The sequence below is a fragment of the Streptomyces sp. NPDC058576 genome (genome assembly GCF_042718715.1).
Lineage (GTDB): Bacteria > Actinomycetota > Actinomycetes > Streptomycetales > Streptomycetaceae > Streptomyces.
The window spans coordinates 1-18,102 of the sequence record NZ_JBHXPF010000050.1; the positions used below are offsets into that span (position 1 = coordinate 1).

13 protein-coding genes are annotated in these 18,102 nt (G+C 72.7%); 2 read left to right on the top strand and 11 right to left on the bottom strand.

From position 1 onward, the window contains the following. Nucleotides 1–460: 460 nt before the first annotated feature. Complete coding sequence (locus ACFWRV_RS27840; protein ID WP_384338477.1) at nucleotides 461–1,468, bottom strand: stage II sporulation protein M; 1,008 nt, start codon at nucleotides 1,466–1,468, stop codon at nucleotides 461–463. 119 nt (nucleotides 1,469–1,587) lie between these two features. Between ACFWRV_RS27840 and ACFWRV_RS27845 the strand changes: the two genes are divergently transcribed. Further along, the gene (locus ACFWRV_RS27845) at nucleotides 1,588–2,523 is read left to right on the top strand and encodes an RDD family protein (protein WP_384338478.1); all 936 of its coding nucleotides are present in this window, start codon (nucleotides 1,588–1,590) and stop codon (nucleotides 2,521–2,523) included. Here ACFWRV_RS27845 and ACFWRV_RS27850 read toward each other — a convergent pair. From ACFWRV_RS27850 to ACFWRV_RS27885, 8 genes are all read right to left on the bottom strand, one after another. Next, nucleotides 2,520–3,188 carry a hypothetical protein gene (locus ACFWRV_RS27850; RefSeq protein WP_384338479.1) on the bottom strand — a complete coding sequence of 223 codons (669 nt, stop codon included), beginning with the start codon at nucleotides 3,186–3,188 and terminating at the stop codon, nucleotides 2,520–2,522. The genes ACFWRV_RS27845 and ACFWRV_RS27850 overlap by 4 nt on opposite strands. A gap of 169 nt (nucleotides 3,189–3,357) precedes the next feature. After that, a complete protein-coding gene (gene ahcY / locus ACFWRV_RS27855; RefSeq protein WP_384338480.1) occupies nucleotides 3,358–4,815 on the bottom strand; it encodes an adenosylhomocysteinase in 1,458 nt (485 codons plus the stop codon). Nucleotides 4,816–5,091: 276 nt separating this feature from the next. Then, the gene (locus tag ACFWRV_RS27860; protein ID WP_384338481.1) at nucleotides 5,092–6,078 is read right to left on the bottom strand and encodes a cation diffusion facilitator family transporter; all 987 of its coding nucleotides are present in this window, start codon (nucleotides 6,076–6,078) and stop codon (nucleotides 5,092–5,094) included. Between the two features lie 87 nt (nucleotides 6,079–6,165). Beyond that, complete coding sequence (gene manA, locus ACFWRV_RS27865) at nucleotides 6,166–7,341, bottom strand: mannose-6-phosphate isomerase, class I (protein ID WP_384338482.1); 1,176 nt, start codon at nucleotides 7,339–7,341, stop codon at nucleotides 6,166–6,168. Nucleotides 7,342–7,533: 192 nt separating this feature from the next. Next, entirely contained in the window at nucleotides 7,534–8,670 is a 1,137-nt protein-coding gene (locus ACFWRV_RS27870) for an SIS domain-containing protein (RefSeq protein ID WP_384338483.1), read from the bottom strand. A gap of 202 nt (nucleotides 8,671–8,872) precedes the next feature. Further along, the gene (locus ACFWRV_RS27875; protein ID WP_003968734.1) at nucleotides 8,873–9,055 is read right to left on the bottom strand and encodes a Trm112 family protein; all 183 of its coding nucleotides are present in this window, start codon (nucleotides 9,053–9,055) and stop codon (nucleotides 8,873–8,875) included. Between the two features lie 502 nt (nucleotides 9,056–9,557). Next, a complete protein-coding gene (locus ACFWRV_RS27880) occupies nucleotides 9,558–10,928 on the bottom strand; it encodes a phosphomannomutase/phosphoglucomutase (protein WP_384338484.1) in 1,371 nt (456 codons plus the stop codon). 69 nt (nucleotides 10,929–10,997) lie between these two features. Continuing rightward, complete coding sequence (locus ACFWRV_RS27885) at nucleotides 10,998–11,375, bottom strand: DUF3499 domain-containing protein (protein ID WP_015608934.1); 378 nt, start codon at nucleotides 11,373–11,375, stop codon at nucleotides 10,998–11,000. Nucleotides 11,376–11,786: 411 nt separating this feature from the next. Between ACFWRV_RS27885 and ACFWRV_RS27890 the strand changes: the two genes are divergently transcribed. Then, a complete protein-coding gene (locus tag ACFWRV_RS27890) occupies nucleotides 11,787–12,215 on the top strand; it encodes a metallopeptidase family protein (RefSeq protein WP_384338517.1) in 429 nt (142 codons plus the stop codon). A gap of 334 nt (nucleotides 12,216–12,549) precedes the next feature. Here the strand turns inward: ACFWRV_RS27890 and ACFWRV_RS27895 are convergent, their stop codons facing one another. Together ACFWRV_RS27895 and ACFWRV_RS27900 are read right to left on the bottom strand one after the other, a co-directional pair. Further along, a complete protein-coding gene (locus ACFWRV_RS27895; RefSeq protein ID WP_384338485.1) occupies nucleotides 12,550–14,088 on the bottom strand; it encodes a DUF5719 family protein in 1,539 nt (512 codons plus the stop codon). After that, the gene (locus tag ACFWRV_RS27900; RefSeq protein WP_384338486.1) at nucleotides 14,085–17,906 is read right to left on the bottom strand and encodes a glycosyltransferase; all 3,822 of its coding nucleotides are present in this window, start codon (nucleotides 17,904–17,906) and stop codon (nucleotides 14,085–14,087) included. Before ACFWRV_RS27900 ends, ACFWRV_RS27895 begins: the two co-directional genes overlap by 4 nt. Between the last annotated feature and the right edge of the window lie 196 nt (nucleotides 17,907–18,102).

An 18,102-nucleotide genomic window follows, 5' to 3' on the forward strand; every position in this document is an offset into this window, starting at 1 on the left:
CTTTGTCTTGCTGTCTTGCGTTTCCGACTCTATCAGACGCTTTCCAGTGTCTGACTCCCGGTCGAAGCGGGCCGTGCAGTTTCGCTTTCCAGGTTTTTCGCTTTCGCGTTTTCCCTTTCCGGCGGTTCCAACTTTACCAGACTCTTTTCCGTTCCGTTTCCGGTCCGAATGTGATTTCCGGTGGCCTGTGGATTGGCCTTGCCTTTCGGCGGATCCGACTTTATCAGAGGATCACGGGTTGAACGAACAACCCGAGTGAGTTAGGTAAAGGAGAATCATTTGGCCCGGCGGAGATAAATGAAGAACTCCTGCACGAGCGGAGTAGATATTACGCGCTCAACTCGAACTTGTCCAGTCCGAGGCAACCGTTCAAATCTACCTCCCCACATCTGCCGTGTCAACGGGTTTTGTGGGCGAGGAGGACACTAGCAGGTCAGCGGAGGTCGAAGCACATCGGTGGTCAGGCAGCGGTGGGAAGTTCGGCGCTCCGTTCGACCGCTGTGAGGTCGCCCGTGTCGCCGGCGCGGGCCGCTCGGCCGCCCAGGATGTAGACGTAGGCGAGAAATGCCAGCTCAGCGGCTATGCCGATGGTGATCCGGGCCCAGGTCGGGAGGCCGGACGGGGTCACGAAGCCCTCGATGAGTCCGGAGACGAACAGCACCAGCGCCAGGCCGATGGCCATGCCCAGTGCTGCCCGGCCCTGCTGGGCCAGGGCGGTCCGGCGGGACAGAGGGCCCGGGTCGATCACGGTCCAGCCGAGGCGCAGCCCTGTGCCGGCGGCGACGAACACCGCGGTGAGTTCGAGCAGGCCGTGGGGCAGCACCAGGCCGAGGAAGACGTCGAGGCGGCCAGCGGAGGACATGAGGCCTATGCCGACGCCGAGGTTGAGCATGTTGAGGAAGAGGATCCAGATCACCGGTATGCAGAGGAATGCCCCCAGGACCAGGCACAGGGCCGCGGCCTGCGCGTTGTTCGTCCATACCTGTGCCGCGAACGACGCCGCCGGATGGCTGGAGTAGTAGGTCTCGTACTCCCCTCCGGGCCGGGTCATCGCCCGGAGGTCGTCCGGCGCCCCGATCGCGGCCTGTACCTCGGGGTGGGCGCCTATCCACCAGCCCAGCAGTGCCGCCAGCGCGGTCGAGAGCACGGCGGTGGGAACCCACCAATGACGGGAGCGGTAGACCGCAGCCGGGAATCCGGTGGTGAGGAACCGGGCCGCGTCGCGCCAGGAGGCCTTGCGGGTGCCGGTCACCGTGGACCGGGCGCGGGCCACGAGCTGCGTGAGGCGTCCCGTGAGGAGCGGGTCGGTACTGCTCGACTGGATCAGCGAGAGGTGCGTCGCCGTGCGTTGGTAGAGGACGACCAGTTCGTCCGCTTCCGCGCCCGTGAGGCGGCGCCCTCGGCGCAGGAGATGTTCGAGGCGGTCCCACTCCGTGCGGTGGGCGGTGACGAAGACGTCGAGGTCCATGGGCGTCTGTTGCTCCAGGCAAGGGGGCGTACGGGTCCGTACTGCTGCGGCGCGCTGGCGGTCAGCTTGGCAGACTGGGCCCGGCTGGGGCAGAGAAGGTCGGCGGAGGGTGGGGCCCGATGAGTGAGCTGGTGACCGGTGACGCGGTCGTTCTGGGGTTGAGGCCCGCGCGGCTGCCCAGCCGGGCGCTGGCCTCGGCCATTGATCTGGCGGTGACGTTCGCCGTCTTCATCCTGGTCTCGGTGCTGCTGGGCATCGCCTCCGTTTCTTTGGACGAGGCCGCCGTCGCGGCGATCGGTGTCGCCTCGTTCCTGCTGGTCCTGATCGGTGGTCCGGTCGCGGTGGAGACGCTGAGCCATGGCCGCTCACTGGGGAAGCTGGCCTGCGGGCTGCGGGTGGTACGGGACGACGGGGGGCCGATCCGGTTCCGGCACGCGCTCGTCCGAGGAGCCATGGGGCTCGTCGAGATCCTCCTGACCTTCGGCGCCCTGGCCTCCATCGCGTCCCTGGTGTCGGCGCGGGGGCGCCGGATCGGTGACGTGTTCGCCGGGACTCTGGTGATCCGGGAACGCGTCGCGGCCACGGGCCGGTCCGTCGCCGTGCCGCCTCCCCCGCCCTGGCTGGTCGGCCGGTTCGCACAGCTGGATCTGTCAGCCGTACCGGACGAACTCTGGTCCGCGATACGGCAGTACCTGACGCGGATGCAGCAGCTGGATCCCGGCGTGGGGCGTTCGATCGCGGAACGGCTGGCCGGTGAACTGGTCGCACGGACGGGGGCCGCCGCGCCGCAGGGCGTTCCCGCGGCGGGGTTCCTGGCCGCGGTGGTGCATGAACGGCAGTCACGCGATGCGCGGCGGGTGTTCTCCGGCCCCCGGGGCGAGGGGCCCGTGCCGGCCCTGCCTGCCGGACCGCGTGGAGTCGCGGTGCCGGGCGGGCCCGGTGGGCCGGGTGAGCGCTTCGCGGGGCCGACGGCTGCCGGGGCAGGCGAGCACGGCGGCGCTTCTGTGCAGCGGCGCGGGGGTGCTTCCTCGGCCGGGTTCGCTCCGCCCGGCTAGGCGGTGTCCGGTCCGGCGCCGGGTGACGGGCCCTGGCCGTACGGGGTTCCGGAGGCGCGGGGGGACGGAGGCGTCTCCAGGTGTTCGAGCTCGATGCCGGGTGCCGCGAGAACCACGTCACCGGCGACGTGGACGGTGTGCTGTTCCCCCGTGTCCAGGGCGCTGACCTGGTATTCGTCCACGACCAGGGGGCCGTTGTCAGTGGTGTGCGCTTCACTGTTCACCAGGGCCCAGGACTGGTCGACGGTCCTGGGTGCGAGGACCGGGTCCGTGAAGGTGACCACGCGGACACGCGTCGTCGGGGAAGCGGGGGTGAGGCGCAGGAGACGGGTCATGGCGATGAGGAATGCGGGAGATGTCCCGGCGAAGGTATGGGCACGGACGTTGCCTTCGGTGGCGTGGCTGCCGGTCGGGTCGGTCCGGACCCAGGTGACCCCCTCCAGGGCTGCTCCTCGCACCTGCCAGCTCGCGGCATGGAGTTCGAGGCGGATGGGCCGGCCCAGCTCGTCCAGGGCGAGGTCGACGGAGCCGAGGTGGTCTCCGGAGGGGGAAGTGGTCTGGGAGACGTAGCGCCAGCCGGAGGGGCCGGGGGCGCAGTGGAAGTGTTCTTCGCCGAGGGGGGTGTGATCGTGAAGGTCGTGGAGCGAATACCTGCCGCGGGGCATGGGGTCCTTCGGGTTCCTCGGGCTGTGCGGGGGCGGTAACGGGAGCAGGCCCCCGGCACGGGGGTGCGGGGGCCTGCGCTCGAATCTGCTGCTGGATCGTCTGACGCTGCTCGGTGTCCGGGAGGCCGGCCTCCCGGACACCGAGGGTGGATCAGTGGCCGCGCAGGGATCAGTAGCGGTAGTGGTCGGGCTTGTACGGGCCCTCTACCTCGACACCGATGTACGCCGCCTGCTCGGGACGCAGCGTCGTGAGCTTGACGCCCAGGGCGTCGAGGTGGAGACGGGCGACCTTCTCGTCCAGGTGCTTGGGCAGCACGTACACGTCGGTCGGGTACTCCTGGGGCTTCGTGAACAGCTCGATCTGCGCGAGCGTCTGGTCCGCGAAGCTGTTGGACATCACGAAGGACGGGTGTCCGGTCGCGTTGCCCAGGTTGAGGAGGCGGCCCTCGGACAGAACGATGAGGACCTTGCCGTCGGCGAACGTCCAGGTGTGGACCTGAGGCTTGACCTCGTCCTTGACGATGCCGTCGATCTGCGCGAGACCGGCCATGTCGATCTCGTTGTCGAAGTGGCCGATGTTCCCGACGATCGCCTGGTGCTTCATCCGGGCCATGTCCTTGGCCATGATGATGTCCTTGTTGCCCGTCGTGGTGATGAAGATGTCCGCCTGCTCCACGACGTCGTCCAGCGTGGCGACCTGGTAGCCGTCCATCGCCGCCTGGAGCGCGCAGATCGGGTCGATCTCCGTGATGATCACGCGGGCGCCCTGGCCGCGCAGGGACTCCGCGCAGCCCTTGCCCACGTCGCCGTAGCCGAAGACGACGGCGGTCTTGCCGCCGATGAGGACGTCGGTGGCGCGGTTGATGCCGTCGATGAGGGAGTGGCGGCAGCCGTACTTGTTGTCGAACTTCGACTTGGTCACCGCGTCGTTCACGTTGATCGCGGGGAACAGGAGGGAACCGTCGCGGTGCATCTCGTACAGGCGGTGCACGCCCGTCGTCGTCTCCTCGGTGACACCGCGGATCTCGGACGCGAGCTGGGTCCACTTCTGCGGGGCCTCGCCGAGGGTGCGGTTCAGCAGGGTGAGGATGTGGGCGTACTCCTCGCTGTCCGCGGTCGACGGGTCCGGGGCTGCACCGGCCTTCTCGAACTCGACGCCCTTGTGGACGAGGAGGGTGGCGTCGCCACCGTCGTCGAGGATCATGTTCGGGCCGCCGGTGGGGGTGTTCGGCCAGGTCAGCGCCTGCTCCGTGCACCACCAGTACTCCTCCAGCGTCTCGCCCTTCCAGGCGAAGACCGGGACGCCCGCGGGGGCTTCCGGAGTGCCGTTCGGGCCGACCGCGATGGCGGCGGCGGCGTGGTCCTGGGTGGAGAAGATGTTGCAGGAGGCCCAGCGGACCTCGGCGCCCAGGGCGACGAGGGTCTCGATGAGCACGGCGGTCTGCACGGTCATGTGCAGCGAGCCGGTGATCCGGGCGCCGGCCAGCGGCTGGGCGGCGGCGAACTCCTTGCGGATCGACATCAGGCCGGGCATCTCGTGCTCGGCCAGCGTGATCTCCTTGCGCCCGAAAGAGGCGAGGGAGAGGTCGGCGACCTTGAAGTCCTGGCGGTTGGTGGCCGTCGTCATAACGGGCTGCTCCTCGTGATGGGTCGAGGGTGGGCTGTCGGGGCTGACTCTGCGGCGCGACGGGCACAGGAATGCCCGGGCGTTCACAGTGCAGTCCGTCGGAGGCCCTCTGTCCCTCGCCCGGCTCGCTCCCGCCAGCCGGTCGACCGCCATCAGCAGCGACGTCTGTTATCCGTATCCGAATCTACACCGAACGGCCCAGTGAGCCCCAGCCCGTTCGTGGAGAGGGGCGTGTGTGAGGGGTCACCGGGCCGATCGGGGCTGGTGTGCGGTGGGTCAGTGGCCGGAATCGCTCGGGGCGTCGGGCGGGCTGCCGAGGGTCTTGCCCGGGTTGGCTCCGGTCGCGGCGGCGTCCGCGTCGAAGATGTCCGGCTCCAGGTAGATGACCCGGGCGATCGGGCACGCCGCGCGGATGCGGGTCTCGGCGGCGTTGATGGCCTCGGCGACCTCGGCGGCGGTCTCGTCGTGCCGGACCGCGATCTTGGCGGCGACCAGCAGCTCCTCGGGGCCGAGGTGCAGGGTGCGCATGTGGATGATGCGGGTGACGGTGTCGCCGTCCACCACGGCCGCCTTGATCTTCTCGACGTCCTCGATGCCGGCGGACTCGCCGAGCAGGAGGGACTTCGTCTCGACGGCCAGGACGATCGCGATGACGATCAGCAGGATGCCGATGCAGAGGGTGCCGATGCCGTCCCAGACGCCGTTGCCGGTGCCGAGGGCCAGGCCGACGCCCGCGAGCGCCAGGATCAGGCCGACGAGCGCGCCGAGGTCCTCCAGCAGGACGACCGGCAGTTCGGGCGCCTTGGACCGGCGGACGAACTCGGTCCAGGAGCGGTCGCCGCGCGTCTGGTTGGACTCGACGATTGCCGTACGGAAGGAGAAGATCTCGGCGATGATCGCGAAGACCAGCACCCCGACCGGCCAGTACCAGGCCTCGATCTCGTGCGGGTGCTTGATCTTCTCGTAGCCCTCGTACACCGCGAACATGCCACCGACCGAGAAGAGGACGATGGAGACGAGGAACGCGTAGATGTAGCGCTCGCGCCCGTAGCCGAAGGGGTGCTGGGGAGTGGCCTCGCGCTTCGCCTTCTTGCCGCCGAGCAGCAGGAGTCCCTGGTTGCCCGAGTCGGCGAGCGAGTGGACGCTCTCCGCGAGCATCGACGAGGAACCACTGAAGAGGAACGCTACGAATTTGGCCACGGCGATCGAGAGGTTGGCGACGAGTGCCGCCACGATCGCCTTGGTTCCGCCTGACGCGCTCATGAGTGCGTGGTGTCCCTTCGTCGGTGCGCGGCACGTGCCGCCGCGGTGAGGCGGCACATTGTTGCAGCCGTCGGGACGGCTCGTGGATCAGGCTGCCACAGTGGCCCGGAAGACCGTGCCCGAGCCTGCCGCCTCGACCGCCTCGCCGGCCGGGACGTAGACGGACTCCCCCGGGGTCAGGCCGAGTTCGCCGATCGTGACCGTGCCTGTCGTGCAGAGCAGGATCTGGGGGGTGGGGGCCGTCAGTTCGGTGGGGGCCGCCCCTGCCGCGAGGGTGTAGCGGGACAGGGCGAACTCGTCGACCGGCGTTTCGTAGAGCTCCTCGCCCGACGGGGCCGCCTCCGGACGCAGCACGCCGGGCTCGGTGGCCTCGAACCGGACGATCCGCAGGAGTTCGGGGACGTCGATGTGCTTGGGGGTCAGTCCGCAGCGCAGCACGTTGTCCGAGTTGGCCATGATCTCGACGCCGAGGCCGTCGAGATAGGCGTGCGGGACGCCTGCGCCGAGGAACAGGGCTTCCCCGGGCTGGAGTTGTACGTAGTTCAGCAGCATGGCCGCCAGTACCCCGGGGTCGCCGGGGAAGTGGTGGGCGATGCGGGCGTACGGGGCGTGGGCACCGCCGAGACGTTCCGCGGCGGCCGCGGCCTCGGCGACGGTCTCGGCCATCTCCGCCGGGTTCGCGCCGAGGATCGCCGTGAGCACCTCGCGGAGGGCGGCCTCCTCGGGGTGGGCGCGGAGGAGGTCCACGTACGGCTTGAGGGAGTCGACTCCCAGCGCCTCCATCGCGTCCGCCGCCTCGGTGGGCCGGCGGAAGCCGCAGAGTCCGTCGAAGGGGGTGAGGGCGCAGATCAGTTCGGGCTTGTGGTTCGCGTCCTTGTACGTGCGGTGCGGGGCGTCGATCGGGACGCCCCGGGCCTCCTCGTCCGCGTACCCCTCACGGGCCTGGTCCAGGTTCGGGTGGACCTGGAGGGAGAGGGGGGCGCCGGCGGCAAGGAGCTTCAGGAGGAAGGGGAGGCGGGGGCCGAACCGGGCGACGGTCGGCCCGCCGAGCTCGCCTTCCGGGTCGGCGTCGATGGCCTCGGTGAGGACCAGCTCCGTCTCACCGGCCGCGGTGGTACGGGTGATACGTGAGGGCGCTCCGGGGTGGGCTCCCATCCACATCTCGGCCTGCGGTTCGCCGGTGGGGGCGATGCCGAGCAGGGCGGGAATCGCCGTGGTGGACCCCCAGGCGTAGGGGCGCACGGTGTTGGACAGCCGGTCCATGGAGTCGTCCTCGGGTGGGTCGGGCGCGGTGCGGTGGTTCGCGGTGCGGTGGTTCGGCGGTGCGGTGGTTCGCGGCGCGGGCCGTGGGTCGGGGTGCCGTCGTGAACGGCGCTGTGCGGTGTGTGCACCAGGAGTATCAGTGGTACGTGAGGGGCCGGCGTCGTGGGGGTGGCCGGAGTGTGTGGGCTTCCGTCAGGGCTGGGGGGCCGCGGCCAGCGACAGGTAGACCGCCGCGAAGTCGGTGATCGCGAGGAGTTCCGCCACGGCTTCCAGCTCGCTGCCCTCCTCCGGCTCCAGCTCGCTCACGGGTGTGTCGTGGCCGAGCGCCAGTTCCCGGGCCGCCGGGTAGGCGCTGAGGCCTCCCGTCGGGCGGTCCCGGAGCAGGACCACCCGGGCCCGCAGCGTCTCTCCCTCGTCGACCCGGTCGCGGAAGAAGTCGTCGGGGTCCGCGCCGGCCGCGAAGTCCCCGGCCAGAAGCCCGCCGTGCGAGGGCAGCGCCTCCGGCAGTTCCGCGGCCAGGGCGGGGCGGCCGGCCAGTTCGGACAGTACGGCGGCGAAGCGGCGCCCCACCGGGCCCGCGGCGTCCCCTTCCGTCCACAGCAGCGGCAGGCTGTCGGCGAGCTCGGCGGCGAGCGTCTTGGCCGGGTTGCTGTACGTGGCGATGGCCGGGCCGCAGCGTTCCGCGGTGCGGTCCAGGCGGTCCGCCACCTTCTGCAGGTCCTCCGGGGGCGCGGTCACCAGGCCGACCCGGTCCAGGAGCGCCAGCAGGGGTGTGAGCAGCGCCCAGAGGGTGCCGGGGCCGGCGGCCGAGGTCTCCGCGTCGTACTCGCCGTGCGGGGCGGCCGCCATCGGGACGACCAGGCCGTGCACCCCGTCGACCGCCTCGCGCAGCGGTGAGCGGGTGGGGGCGACCGCGACGACGGTGCAGCCGCGGCGGTAGGCCTGCTCGGCGAGCAGGGCGAGGCCCGGCTCGGAACCGTCGGCGGTCGCGATGAGGAGCAGGTCCACGGATCCGGCCCAGCCGGGCAGGGCCCAGCGGAGGGCGCCGGGGGCGGGGGCGACGCCCGTGGGGTTGATGCGTACGACGGGGGCGGCCGCGCCTGCCAGGGCGCCGATCAGGTCGGCGACCCCGCAGGCCGCGGTGCCGGGGCCCGCGACGAGGACGGCCCGGGGCCGGCCCTCCGGGTTCAGGCCGCCGATACCGGCCTCGGCCGCGTGCCGGGCGGCGGTACGGACCCGGGCGCCGGCCTCGGCGGCACCGCGCAGCAGATCGCGGCGGTCGGCTCGGGCCAGGGCTTCCGGGGCGTCGAGCAAGGACTCGTCGAGCATGGCGGTGGGCCTCCGATCACCGGGTGGGGTGCGGGCTGCGGGAACGGGCGCGGTGCGGGGGCTGGTGGCGTGTCCGCCCGGCCCGGCCTGGCGGCCGGGGCCGAAATGGTGGCCCGCCTGCGGTCCGCCCCGCTGTGGTCGGTCGGGCCCGGCCGCTGTGCGCTGCCGGGTGCCGTCCTGCCCGTACGTGGGTCGCTCGCGGTCAGGCGGGGCGGCGGGCCTCGTCGACGAGGAGGACCGGGATGCCGTCCCGGACCGGGTAGGCCAGGCCGCAGTCGTCGCCCGTGCAGACCAGCTCGGGGCTGTCGGCCGCCGAACGGTCGTCGAGCGGGGAGTGGCAGGCCGGGCAGGCCAGGATCTCCAGGAGGCCGGCTTCGAGCGCCATGGGGTGAGTCCCTTCGAGCATGCGAGTTCCGATCCGCGTGGATCAGGCGTCGTCAGCCTACCGCTGGGGTGGAGGGGGCGCGGCCTGGCCGGGGGGAGGAAACGGGGGATGGCGTGGGGGGGCGTGGGGGGCGGGGCCGGGGGCTGGGGCTGGGGCTGGGTGGGGTGCGGGAGTCCCCCGGGGGGGGGGTGGGGCACCTGCGGCGGTGGGGCGCCTGCGGCGGGCCTCTCCCCGCCCCACCCCTTCCCGTAACCGGGGCTCCGCCCCGGACCCCGCTCCTCAAACGCCGGAGGGGCTGGAGCGGACGGGTGGCCACGGCGCCCGCTCCTCAAACGCCGGAGGGGCTGGAGCGGGGGGCGGGGCGGGGGCCACTGCGCTGGAGCGGGCGGGGGGGCGGAGCGGGGCCACGGCGCTGGAGCGGGCAGGAGGGGCGGGGCGGGGGCCCCGGCGCTGGATTGGGCAGGAGGGGTCGACGGGGCTGGATCGGGCGGGGCCTTGGACGTCAGGCTGCGCGGATCAGGCTCAGGACCTCGTCGCGTACCGCTGTCATCGTCTCCTCGTCACTCGCCTCGACGTTCAGGCGCAGCAGCGGTTCCGTGTTCGAGGCGCGGAGGTTGAACCACCAGTCGGTGGCCGTCACCGTGAGGCCGTCCAGGTCGTCGAAGGTGACGCCCTCGCGGGTGCCGTAGGCCGCCTTGACCTTGGTCAGGCTGGCGGTCTGGTCGGCGACGGTGGAGTTGATCTCGCCCGAGCCGGTGTAGCGGTCGTACTCCGCCACCAGCTCGGAGAGCGGCTTCTGCTGGCCGCCGAGTGCCGCGAGTACGTGGAGGGCGGCGAGCATGCCCGTATCGGCGTTCCAGAAGTCGCGGAAGTAGTAGTGCGCCGAGTGCTCGCCGCCGAAGATCGCGCCGTGCTCGGCCATCTCCGTCTTGATGAAGGAGTGGCCGACCCGGGTGCGGACCGGGGTGCCGCCGTTCTCGCGGACCACCTCGGGGACGGACCAGGAGGTGATCAGGTTGTGGATGACGATGCCCTCGCCACCGTTGCGGGCCAGTTCTCGGGCGGCGACCAGGGCCGTGATCGCGGACGGGGAGACGCCCGCGCCCCGCTCGTCGACCACGAAGCAGCGGTCCGCGTCGCCGTCGAAGGCGAGGCCCAGGTCGGCGCCCTCGGCGAGGACGCGGGCCTGGAGGTCGACGATGTTCTTGGGGTCGAGGGGATTGGCCTCGTGGTTGGGGAAGGTCCCGTCCAGGTCGAAGTACATCGGTACGAGGTCGAGCGGGAGGCCTCCGAAGACCGTGGGGACCGTGTGGCCGCCCATGCCGTTGCCCGCGTCCACCACGACCTTCAGGGGGCGGATCGCCATCAGGTCGACCAGGCCGAGGAGGTGGGACGCGTAGTCGGTGAGGGTGTCGCGTTCCGTGATCGTGCCGGGGCGCGGGGCGGCGGCGGGCCCGGGGGCTCCTTCCGACCACTGCTCGACCAGGGTGCGGATCTCGGCCAGGCCGGTGTCCTGGCCGACCGGGGCCGCGCCCGCCCAGCACATCTTGATGCCGTTGTACTGCGCCGGGTTGTGCGAGGCCGTGAACATCGCCCCGGGGAGGCCGAGCGCTCCCGACGCGTAGTACAGCTGGTCCGTCGAGCACAGGCCGATGAGCGTGACGTCCGCGCCGCGGGCCGCCGCGCCGCGCGCGAAGGCGCCGGCCAGGGCGGGTGAGGTCGGGCGCATGTCGTGGCCGATCACGATCGCGTCCGCGGCTGTGACCTGGACGAACGCCGCCCCGAAGAGTTCGGCCAGCGACTCGTCCCACTGGTCGGGCACCACTCCGCGCACGTCGTACGCCTTCACGAGCTGCGACAGATCAGCAACCACGGCCGGTCCTCCTGGGGTCTTTACGGACCGCCCAAACTACCCGGCCGGTCAGGGCCCCAGGTGTCGGCCTCAGGAGTCGGGGGAGCGCAGCACCCTCAGGTGGCCCCGGCGGGCCACTTCCACCGGGTCGGCGGAGCGGGGGCCCCGGCCTCCGCCGTCCGGGCCCCGGTCGTGCGGGCGTGCCGCCTCGCGGACCGCGTTGGCCAGTGCTTCGAGGTCGTCGCCGCTGGGGTGAGCCGGTGCGGAGCCGTCGGAGAGCCGCACCACTTCCCAGCCCCGTGGCGCGGTAAGCCGCTCACTGTGTTCGGCGCAGAGGTCGTAACAGTGGGGCTCGGCGTAGGTGGCGAGCGGGCCGAGGACCGCAGTCGAATCGGCATAGACGTACGTCAGTGTCGCGACGGCAGGGCGGCCGCACGCAGTGCGCGAACAGCGACGTACAGGGCTCACGATGTTGGACGGTACCGCACTCTTGAGCGGGCCGCGACGACTCCCCTACGGGTCACCCCACCGTGTCGCCCTGTGACCTGCGGCACAGCGGCGCTCCCCGGGGCTACCCTGACCTGCGCCGGGAACGGGGTCCGGTGATCACTCGCTGATCGCGCCGATCGCGGGCGGGGTGGATCGCGGCGTCGGGAGCACGGTCAATGATCGGATTACGGGCCTGAAAAGGGCTCAACCTTGGCTGAAATGTTCAACTACGGACATCCGGAGGCGAGGAGGGTGACACGCCTCCGTCGCCGAGGAACGCCGGCGAAAGGTAGGGGGGCGTAGGAGTGACGCGGGGCGGCGCCGACGGTCGGCGCGGCCGTGTCGTCTCCCCGATCACCTCGGTCCCCGGAGCGTTACGCTGCGTCGGTGATGGACAGCTCCGTACCTCCCCACCCGTTCGAGCCACGGCCCAGGCGCCGTGACCGTCATGGCCGCGGTATGCGCGGGCCGGTCGCGCCACCGCAGGTGCCGCTGTCGGCCAGCCGGGGCGAGACCTTCCGTGATCTGGTCCAGGACTCGGTGGAGCGGCTGGAGCGGCGCTGGCCCCAGCTGGCCGAGGTCGATTTCGTCGTCCTCGATGTGCCCGGCACCCCGGAGGAGGTCGTTCCGCTCGGCAGCGCGGTGTCGGCGGACAAGGGGCGGCCCGCGCAGATCGTCGTCTACCGGCGGCCCGTCGAGATCCGCACGAAGAGCCGCGACGAGCGCGCCCTGCTCGTGCACGAGGTCGTCGTCGAGCAGGTCGCCGAGCTGCTGGGGCTGGCCCCCGAGTCGGTCGACCCCCGGTACGGGCAGGACTAGCGCGTTTCCGGCAGGCCCGGTCAGGATCCGCCGGACGCGCCCTTGCGGTCCTTTCCCGGGGGTCCGGCTGCGGGCCCTCTCCCCGGGAGCCCGGCTGCGGGTCCTCTTCCCCGGGGGTCCGGCTGCGGATCCTCTTCCGGGAGCCCGGCTTAAGGCGCTCTCCCCGGGGGTCCGGCTGTGGGTCCTCTTCCCGGGGGTCCGGCTGCGGGCCCTCTCCCCGGGAGCCCGGCTGAAGGCCCTCTCCCCGGGAGCCCGGCGCCGGGATCTCTCCCGCAGCCGTACCCGGGAGCCCGGCGGCGGGATCTCTCCCGGGGTACGGCTGCGGGACGCGTCCTCAGTCGTCCAGGACCGAGAGGTCCTGGCGGGCGGCCGGGACCTCGACCGTGCCCCCGTCGTCGGGGAGCGTCTGCACGGTGAACATCTGCACGCCGCCCGACGTGAGCGCCAGGGAGCGCGAGGCGTGGACCGGGCCGCCCGAGGTCGTCTCGACGGTCAGCGCGTAGGAGCCCTTGAGGCCTGCCGGGGCCTTCGGGGTGACGGCGAGGGTCGTGCCGGCCTTGACGTTGTACGTCTCGACGGCCGGTTCGCCGCCGCCGCTGCCCGCCGACGCGGTGACCTTCACCTTGGCCGCGGCGCCCGGTGCGGTCAGGGACAGCGTCGAGCCCTTGGCCCGGTTGTCCGGCACGGTCGCCCGTGCGGCGACCGGCCCGGTGGCCGGGATGTAGGCGATCTCCTGCTGGTCGCCCTTGCCCCGGACCACGCGCAGCGCGGCGACGATCGGGGTCGCCCGGTCCTTCTGGACGGGGCTCAGGCGCAGCGAGCCCGGCTCGCCGCGGGTGACGTCCTTGAGGTCGACGGCGGCCGTCATCGAGGACTTGATGTGCAGGGTGGCGTTCCCCGCCGGGGAGAACGCCGCGTTCTTCCCCATGAGCTGGACCTTCACGTCCGCGTCGTCCTCGCCGGGGGCGAACGCCACCAGCTGTACGGAGGTGGCGTCGGCCGGGATGCCCGGCAGCACGAGCGTGCCGGAGGGGTTCTCGGACGCGGTGATCCAGTCGCTGCCCGCGCTCTCGTCGGCGCTCATGACGACCGCTCCGATCCGCCCCGAGCGGGTGGTGACGTGCGCGGTCAGCTGGTCGACGGCCTCGGGGGTGAGGGTGGACAGCAGGACGGCGACGCTGGAGCGGGCCGGCACGGTGATGCCGTCGCCGACCTCGGACTTGACCGCGCCCTCGGGACCGTACAGCTCGATGTCGGCCACGGCGCCGGTGTCGTCGGGGTTGGTGAGGTGGACGTAGTCCTGGCGGGACTTCGCGGTGCTCGCGCCCGGGAACCAGAAGTCCGTGTCGGGGGCGGTGCAGGTGACCCCGAGGAGTCCGCGTGCGCCGCCCGCCGTGACCTGGGTGGTCTGCTGGGCGGACCAGCCGGGGGCCAGCTTGCCGGTGGCCGTGCCGACGAGGGCAGGGGCGTCGGCCCCGTCCGCCTCCGCGACGACCGGCGTTCCGGGCTCCTTCACGGCGAGGACGGGCTTCTCGGCCTTCTCCTTTGCCTTCTTCGCCGCCTCCTCGGCCTTCTTGGTCTTCTTCGGGTCGGTCTCGTCCTCGTCGTCCACGATCGGCAGGGCCGGCTTCAGCTCGGCGGCCCCCTTCGCGTCGCCGCCCTCGCTCACCGGGGTGAACGCGGTGTACTGCGTCTGTGCGAGGTCGGAGTTGCTGGGTGCCGGGCAGACCAGGCCGGCGCGCTCGACCGGCAGCAGCGCGGCGGACTTCGCGGCGGTGTCCGCCGGGGCGCCGGGCGCGGTGACCGTGGCGAATCCGGTGACGGCGGCCAGCAGGGCGGCGCCCGCGATCAGGGACAGGTGGGTGGACTTCACTCGGACTCGCCTCGCGATGCGTTACCGGTCTGCCACGGGGCCTGACCCGGGGCCGGGGGGTCGGTCTGTTCGCCGTTCTCGGTGTACGGGTGCTGGTGGTGCTGCCCGCCGACGTACTGGCCGTACTCGTCGTACATGCCCTGGTCGTTGTACGCGACGCCCGGCTCGTTGTACGTGCCCTGGTCGTCGTACTGCTGCGCGTACGGGTCCTGGATTCCGTAGCCGCCCTGGTAGCCGGCGCTCTGTTCCTGTTGCTGCTGGTGTTGTTGGGCGTACGGGTCCGGCTGCTGGTACGTCGCGTAGTAGTCGGCGCTCGGCTGCTGCTGCCCGTCCCACTGCGCGTACTCGTCGTACTGCTGCTGCTGCTGCGGGACGGCCGCATAGCCGCCGGTGGCCTCCTGCGGGTCGTGCGCAGGGGGGGTCGCGGCGTACGGGTCGGCGGACTGCTGTGCGGGGATGTAGTCCCCCTGGTCCGCGACGCGCGACGGGTCGTGATCGAGGTCGCGGCCGTCGTGCGCGGTCTCCTCGGCGGCGGCCGCCGCCTCGGCCTGGGCCGCGGCGCGCAGCCTGCGGGCGCGGCGGCCCTCGCCGTCGACCGGCTCGGCGGCGACGGGGAGCGCCTCCTCGGGCAGGTCGTCGTCGATCTCCCGGCGGCGGCCCGGCAGCGCCATGACCACCAGGACCACGAGCAGCCCGGCCTGGGCCCAGATCCACGCGGTGTGGGTGATCGGGGCCTCGTGGGTGAGGTCCAGGCGGCCGCCGTTCGCGGGCAGTTCGAAGCCCTGGGCCCAGCCGTCGACGGTCTTCCCGGTCAGCGGCTTGCCGTCCAGCGTGGCCGTCCAGCCCGGGTCGGCGGCGTCCGCGATGCGCAGCTCACGGCCCGCTTCGCCGGACGGGATCTCGGAGTGGGCCTCGACGGCGGCCGAGCCGACCGGAAGGTGCTCCCCCTCGCCGGACGCCGGGGTGATCATGACGCGGGCGACCTGGCGGTCCACCCGCCACAGGGCGCTGCCGTCGAGCTGGCTCAGGCGGCTGAGGCCCGGGGTCGCGTCGAGGACCCGGCTCATCTCGCGCGGCGCTCCGTCGCGGACGAGGACGTAGCGGATCGCGAAACCGCTGAGCTGGCCGCCCTGGTCGGCGCCGGAGCCGGCGACGAGGTTGGCGACGACCTTGTCGAGGTTGCTGTTGCTGCCGCCGGCCTCGGTCAGTTCGCCGTCGCCGAGGCGGGCGCCCGAGCCGCGGACCAGGCTGTAGGAGACGGTGTCGGGCGAGGCGCCGCCGAGGACGAGGGTGCGGGGCTGGTCGCGGGTGGTGCTCTCCTCCGCCACGAAGGCGGGTACCTGGACGGGGTCGCGTCGTTCCAGCGGGCCGTCCGCACCGCCGATCATCCAGCCGAACGCGGCCAGGGCCGGGGCCAGTCCGGCGGCCAGCGCGATCAGCACGGCGACGGGCTGGCGCCAGCCGAAGCTCTGCTCGGCGACCCGGATGCGGGCCCCGTCCGCGCCCACCAGGGCGGCGGCGATCAGCGCGGTGCCGTAGACGAGGGTGGCGGGTCCGGCCCAGGTGGATCCGTTGGCGACGGCGGCGAAGAGGAAGCCGACGAGCGCGACGGCCCAGGCGGTACGGACGGCGAACTGCCGCTCGCCGCGCAGCAGGGCGGCGAGCGCCGCCAGCACGATGCCGAGGAGCAGGATGCCGCCCGCCGCACCGGGGCCGCCGGGGCTGATGCCGAGCAGGTCGAGGCCCGAGGCGTCTCCCGTACCGGTGTCCAGGCCCGCTTCGGTCAGGAGCGCGGACGGGTTCGTCAGGAGGCTCAGCGACCAGGGGGCGAGGACCAGCACCGGGGTGCCGACGGCGGCGACGAAGCGGAGCCCGTACGCCGTGATGTCGCCGCGCCGCAGCACCAGCACGCCGAGGCCGAGGACGACGGCGAGCGGCCAGACGATCGGGGTGAACGCCATGGTGACCGTCAGCAGCAGCGTGTACGCCCAGGTGGCGCGCCAGCTGCCGCGCTCCCCCGCCGCCCTGTCGGCGCGGAGCCCGTGGGCGGCGACGCCCGCGCGGGCGATCAGCGGGAGCAGGACGAGGAGGACGGCGGTGCCCAGGCGGCCGGTGGCCAGGGCGCCGGTCGCGGCGGGCAGGAACGCGTACGCGATGCTCGCCCAGGCCCGCAGCAGCCGGGAGGGGAGCAGCGGGCGGGAGGCGAAGTAGGCGGTGGCGCCGGCCAGCGGGATCGAGCAGACGAGCAGCACGCTGACCGCGAGGCCGGCCGAGCCGAGGAACAGGGCCGACAGGGCGGCGAGCAGGGCGAGATAGGGCGGGGCGGTCTGCGTGCCGCCGGTGCCCACCGTGTGCCAGGCGTCCGCGTACCGCTCCCAGAGCGCGCCCGCCTCGGCGGGGGCGGGCAGCAGCACGCCGCCGGCCAGGGCGCCGCCGCTGAGCAGGTTGCGGCAGGCGATGAGCGAGACGAGCAGGAGCAGGGCGAAGAGGACGGGGCCCGGCTTGCGGCCGATGCGCTTGAGGCGCGCGAACTGGTCGACTTCGAGGAAGTCGGCGTCGTCGCCGCCGGGTCCGGACTCGACGGCCCCGTGGCGCGAACCGCCCGCGTCGGCGTCGCTGCGGCCGCCGAAGTTGCCCGCGACCTGGTCGACGGTGGCCCGGACGGTCGCGCCGGGCGGCGGGAACAGCGCACGCAGCTCGGCGGCGTCGACGACGCCCTTCCCGCGGTTGCGGCGGGCGGCGAGGATGCGGCCGGGGCGCAGCAGGGTGCCGAGCAGTCCGGTGACCTCGTCGAGGGCCTGCCCGGGCACCTTGCCGACGAGGTAGGCGAGGGTACGGAGCAGGGTGCCGACGACGAGCCGGAGCAGGACCCAGGGGAGGGCCTTGCCGCGGGCGTTGACGAGCATCGTGTAGACCGCGCCCGCCTTGTCGACGCGGTGCGGGCTGGCGACGGAGCGGCCGGCGCAGTCGATGGGGCGGCGTTCGCGGGCGGATGCCTCGGCGTGCCGCAGGACGGCGTCCGGGGCGACGAGGACCCGGTGGCCGGCGAGGTGGGCGCGCCAGCAGAGGTCGACGTCGTCGCGCATCAGGGGGAGCCTGCGGTCGAAGCCGCCGAGCTCCTCGTAGACGTCGCGGCGGATGAGCATGCCGGCGGTGGAGACGGACAGGACCGTACGGACCTGGTCGTGCTGGCCCTGGTCCTGCTCGCGACGGTCCAGGCCGGTCCAGCGGCGTCCGCTGTTGGCGATGGAGACGCCGACTTCGAGGAGCTGCTTGCGGTCGTACCAGCCGCGCAGTTTGGGTCCGACGATCGTGGCGTGCTTGTCGGTGTCGACGACGCGCAGCATCTCGGCGAGCGCGTCCGGCTCGGGTGCGCAGTCGTCGTGCAGCAGCCAGAGCCACTGGACCGGTTCGCCGTGCGGCAGCTCGGGCAGGTCGTAGTTCTCGTCGACCCAGGTGCGGGTGGCCGGGTCCCAGCCGCTGGGGCGCTTGAGGTACGGCAGGTCGTCCGGGGTGGGGGTGCCGGCCGTGCGGGCCGCCTCGTCGACGGCCGTGCCGAAGCTCGTACGGCGTGCGAGGTGCAGGACGCGGTCGTCGCCGAGCGCCTCCGTGACCAGCCGGGCCGAGTCGTCGGCGCTTCCGGTGTCGGCGGCGACGACGTTCTGTACGGGGCGTTCCTGCCCGAGCAGCCCGGCCAGCACGTCGGGCAGCCAGCGGGCGCCGTCGTGGGAGACGAGCACGGCGGTGACGACGTGCCGGGGGAACTCTGGGGCGGCGGCGGCCGCGTTCGGCGCCGCCGAGTGGCTGTGCACGGACATCGAGGTACGGGCCCTCCGGCCGGGTCCGGGGGCGTCCCCGGGGGCTGCATCGGTGTACACGCGCGCCCCGGCGGGGCGTTGGCGCGTCTCGGACGGGGCCCCACACTAACGGTACGGACAGGTGGCGGGGGTCCGAGCGGGCGAAGGGGGCGGGCGCGGACCTGCCGACGGCCCGTCCAAGGCGCCCCCGGGGAGG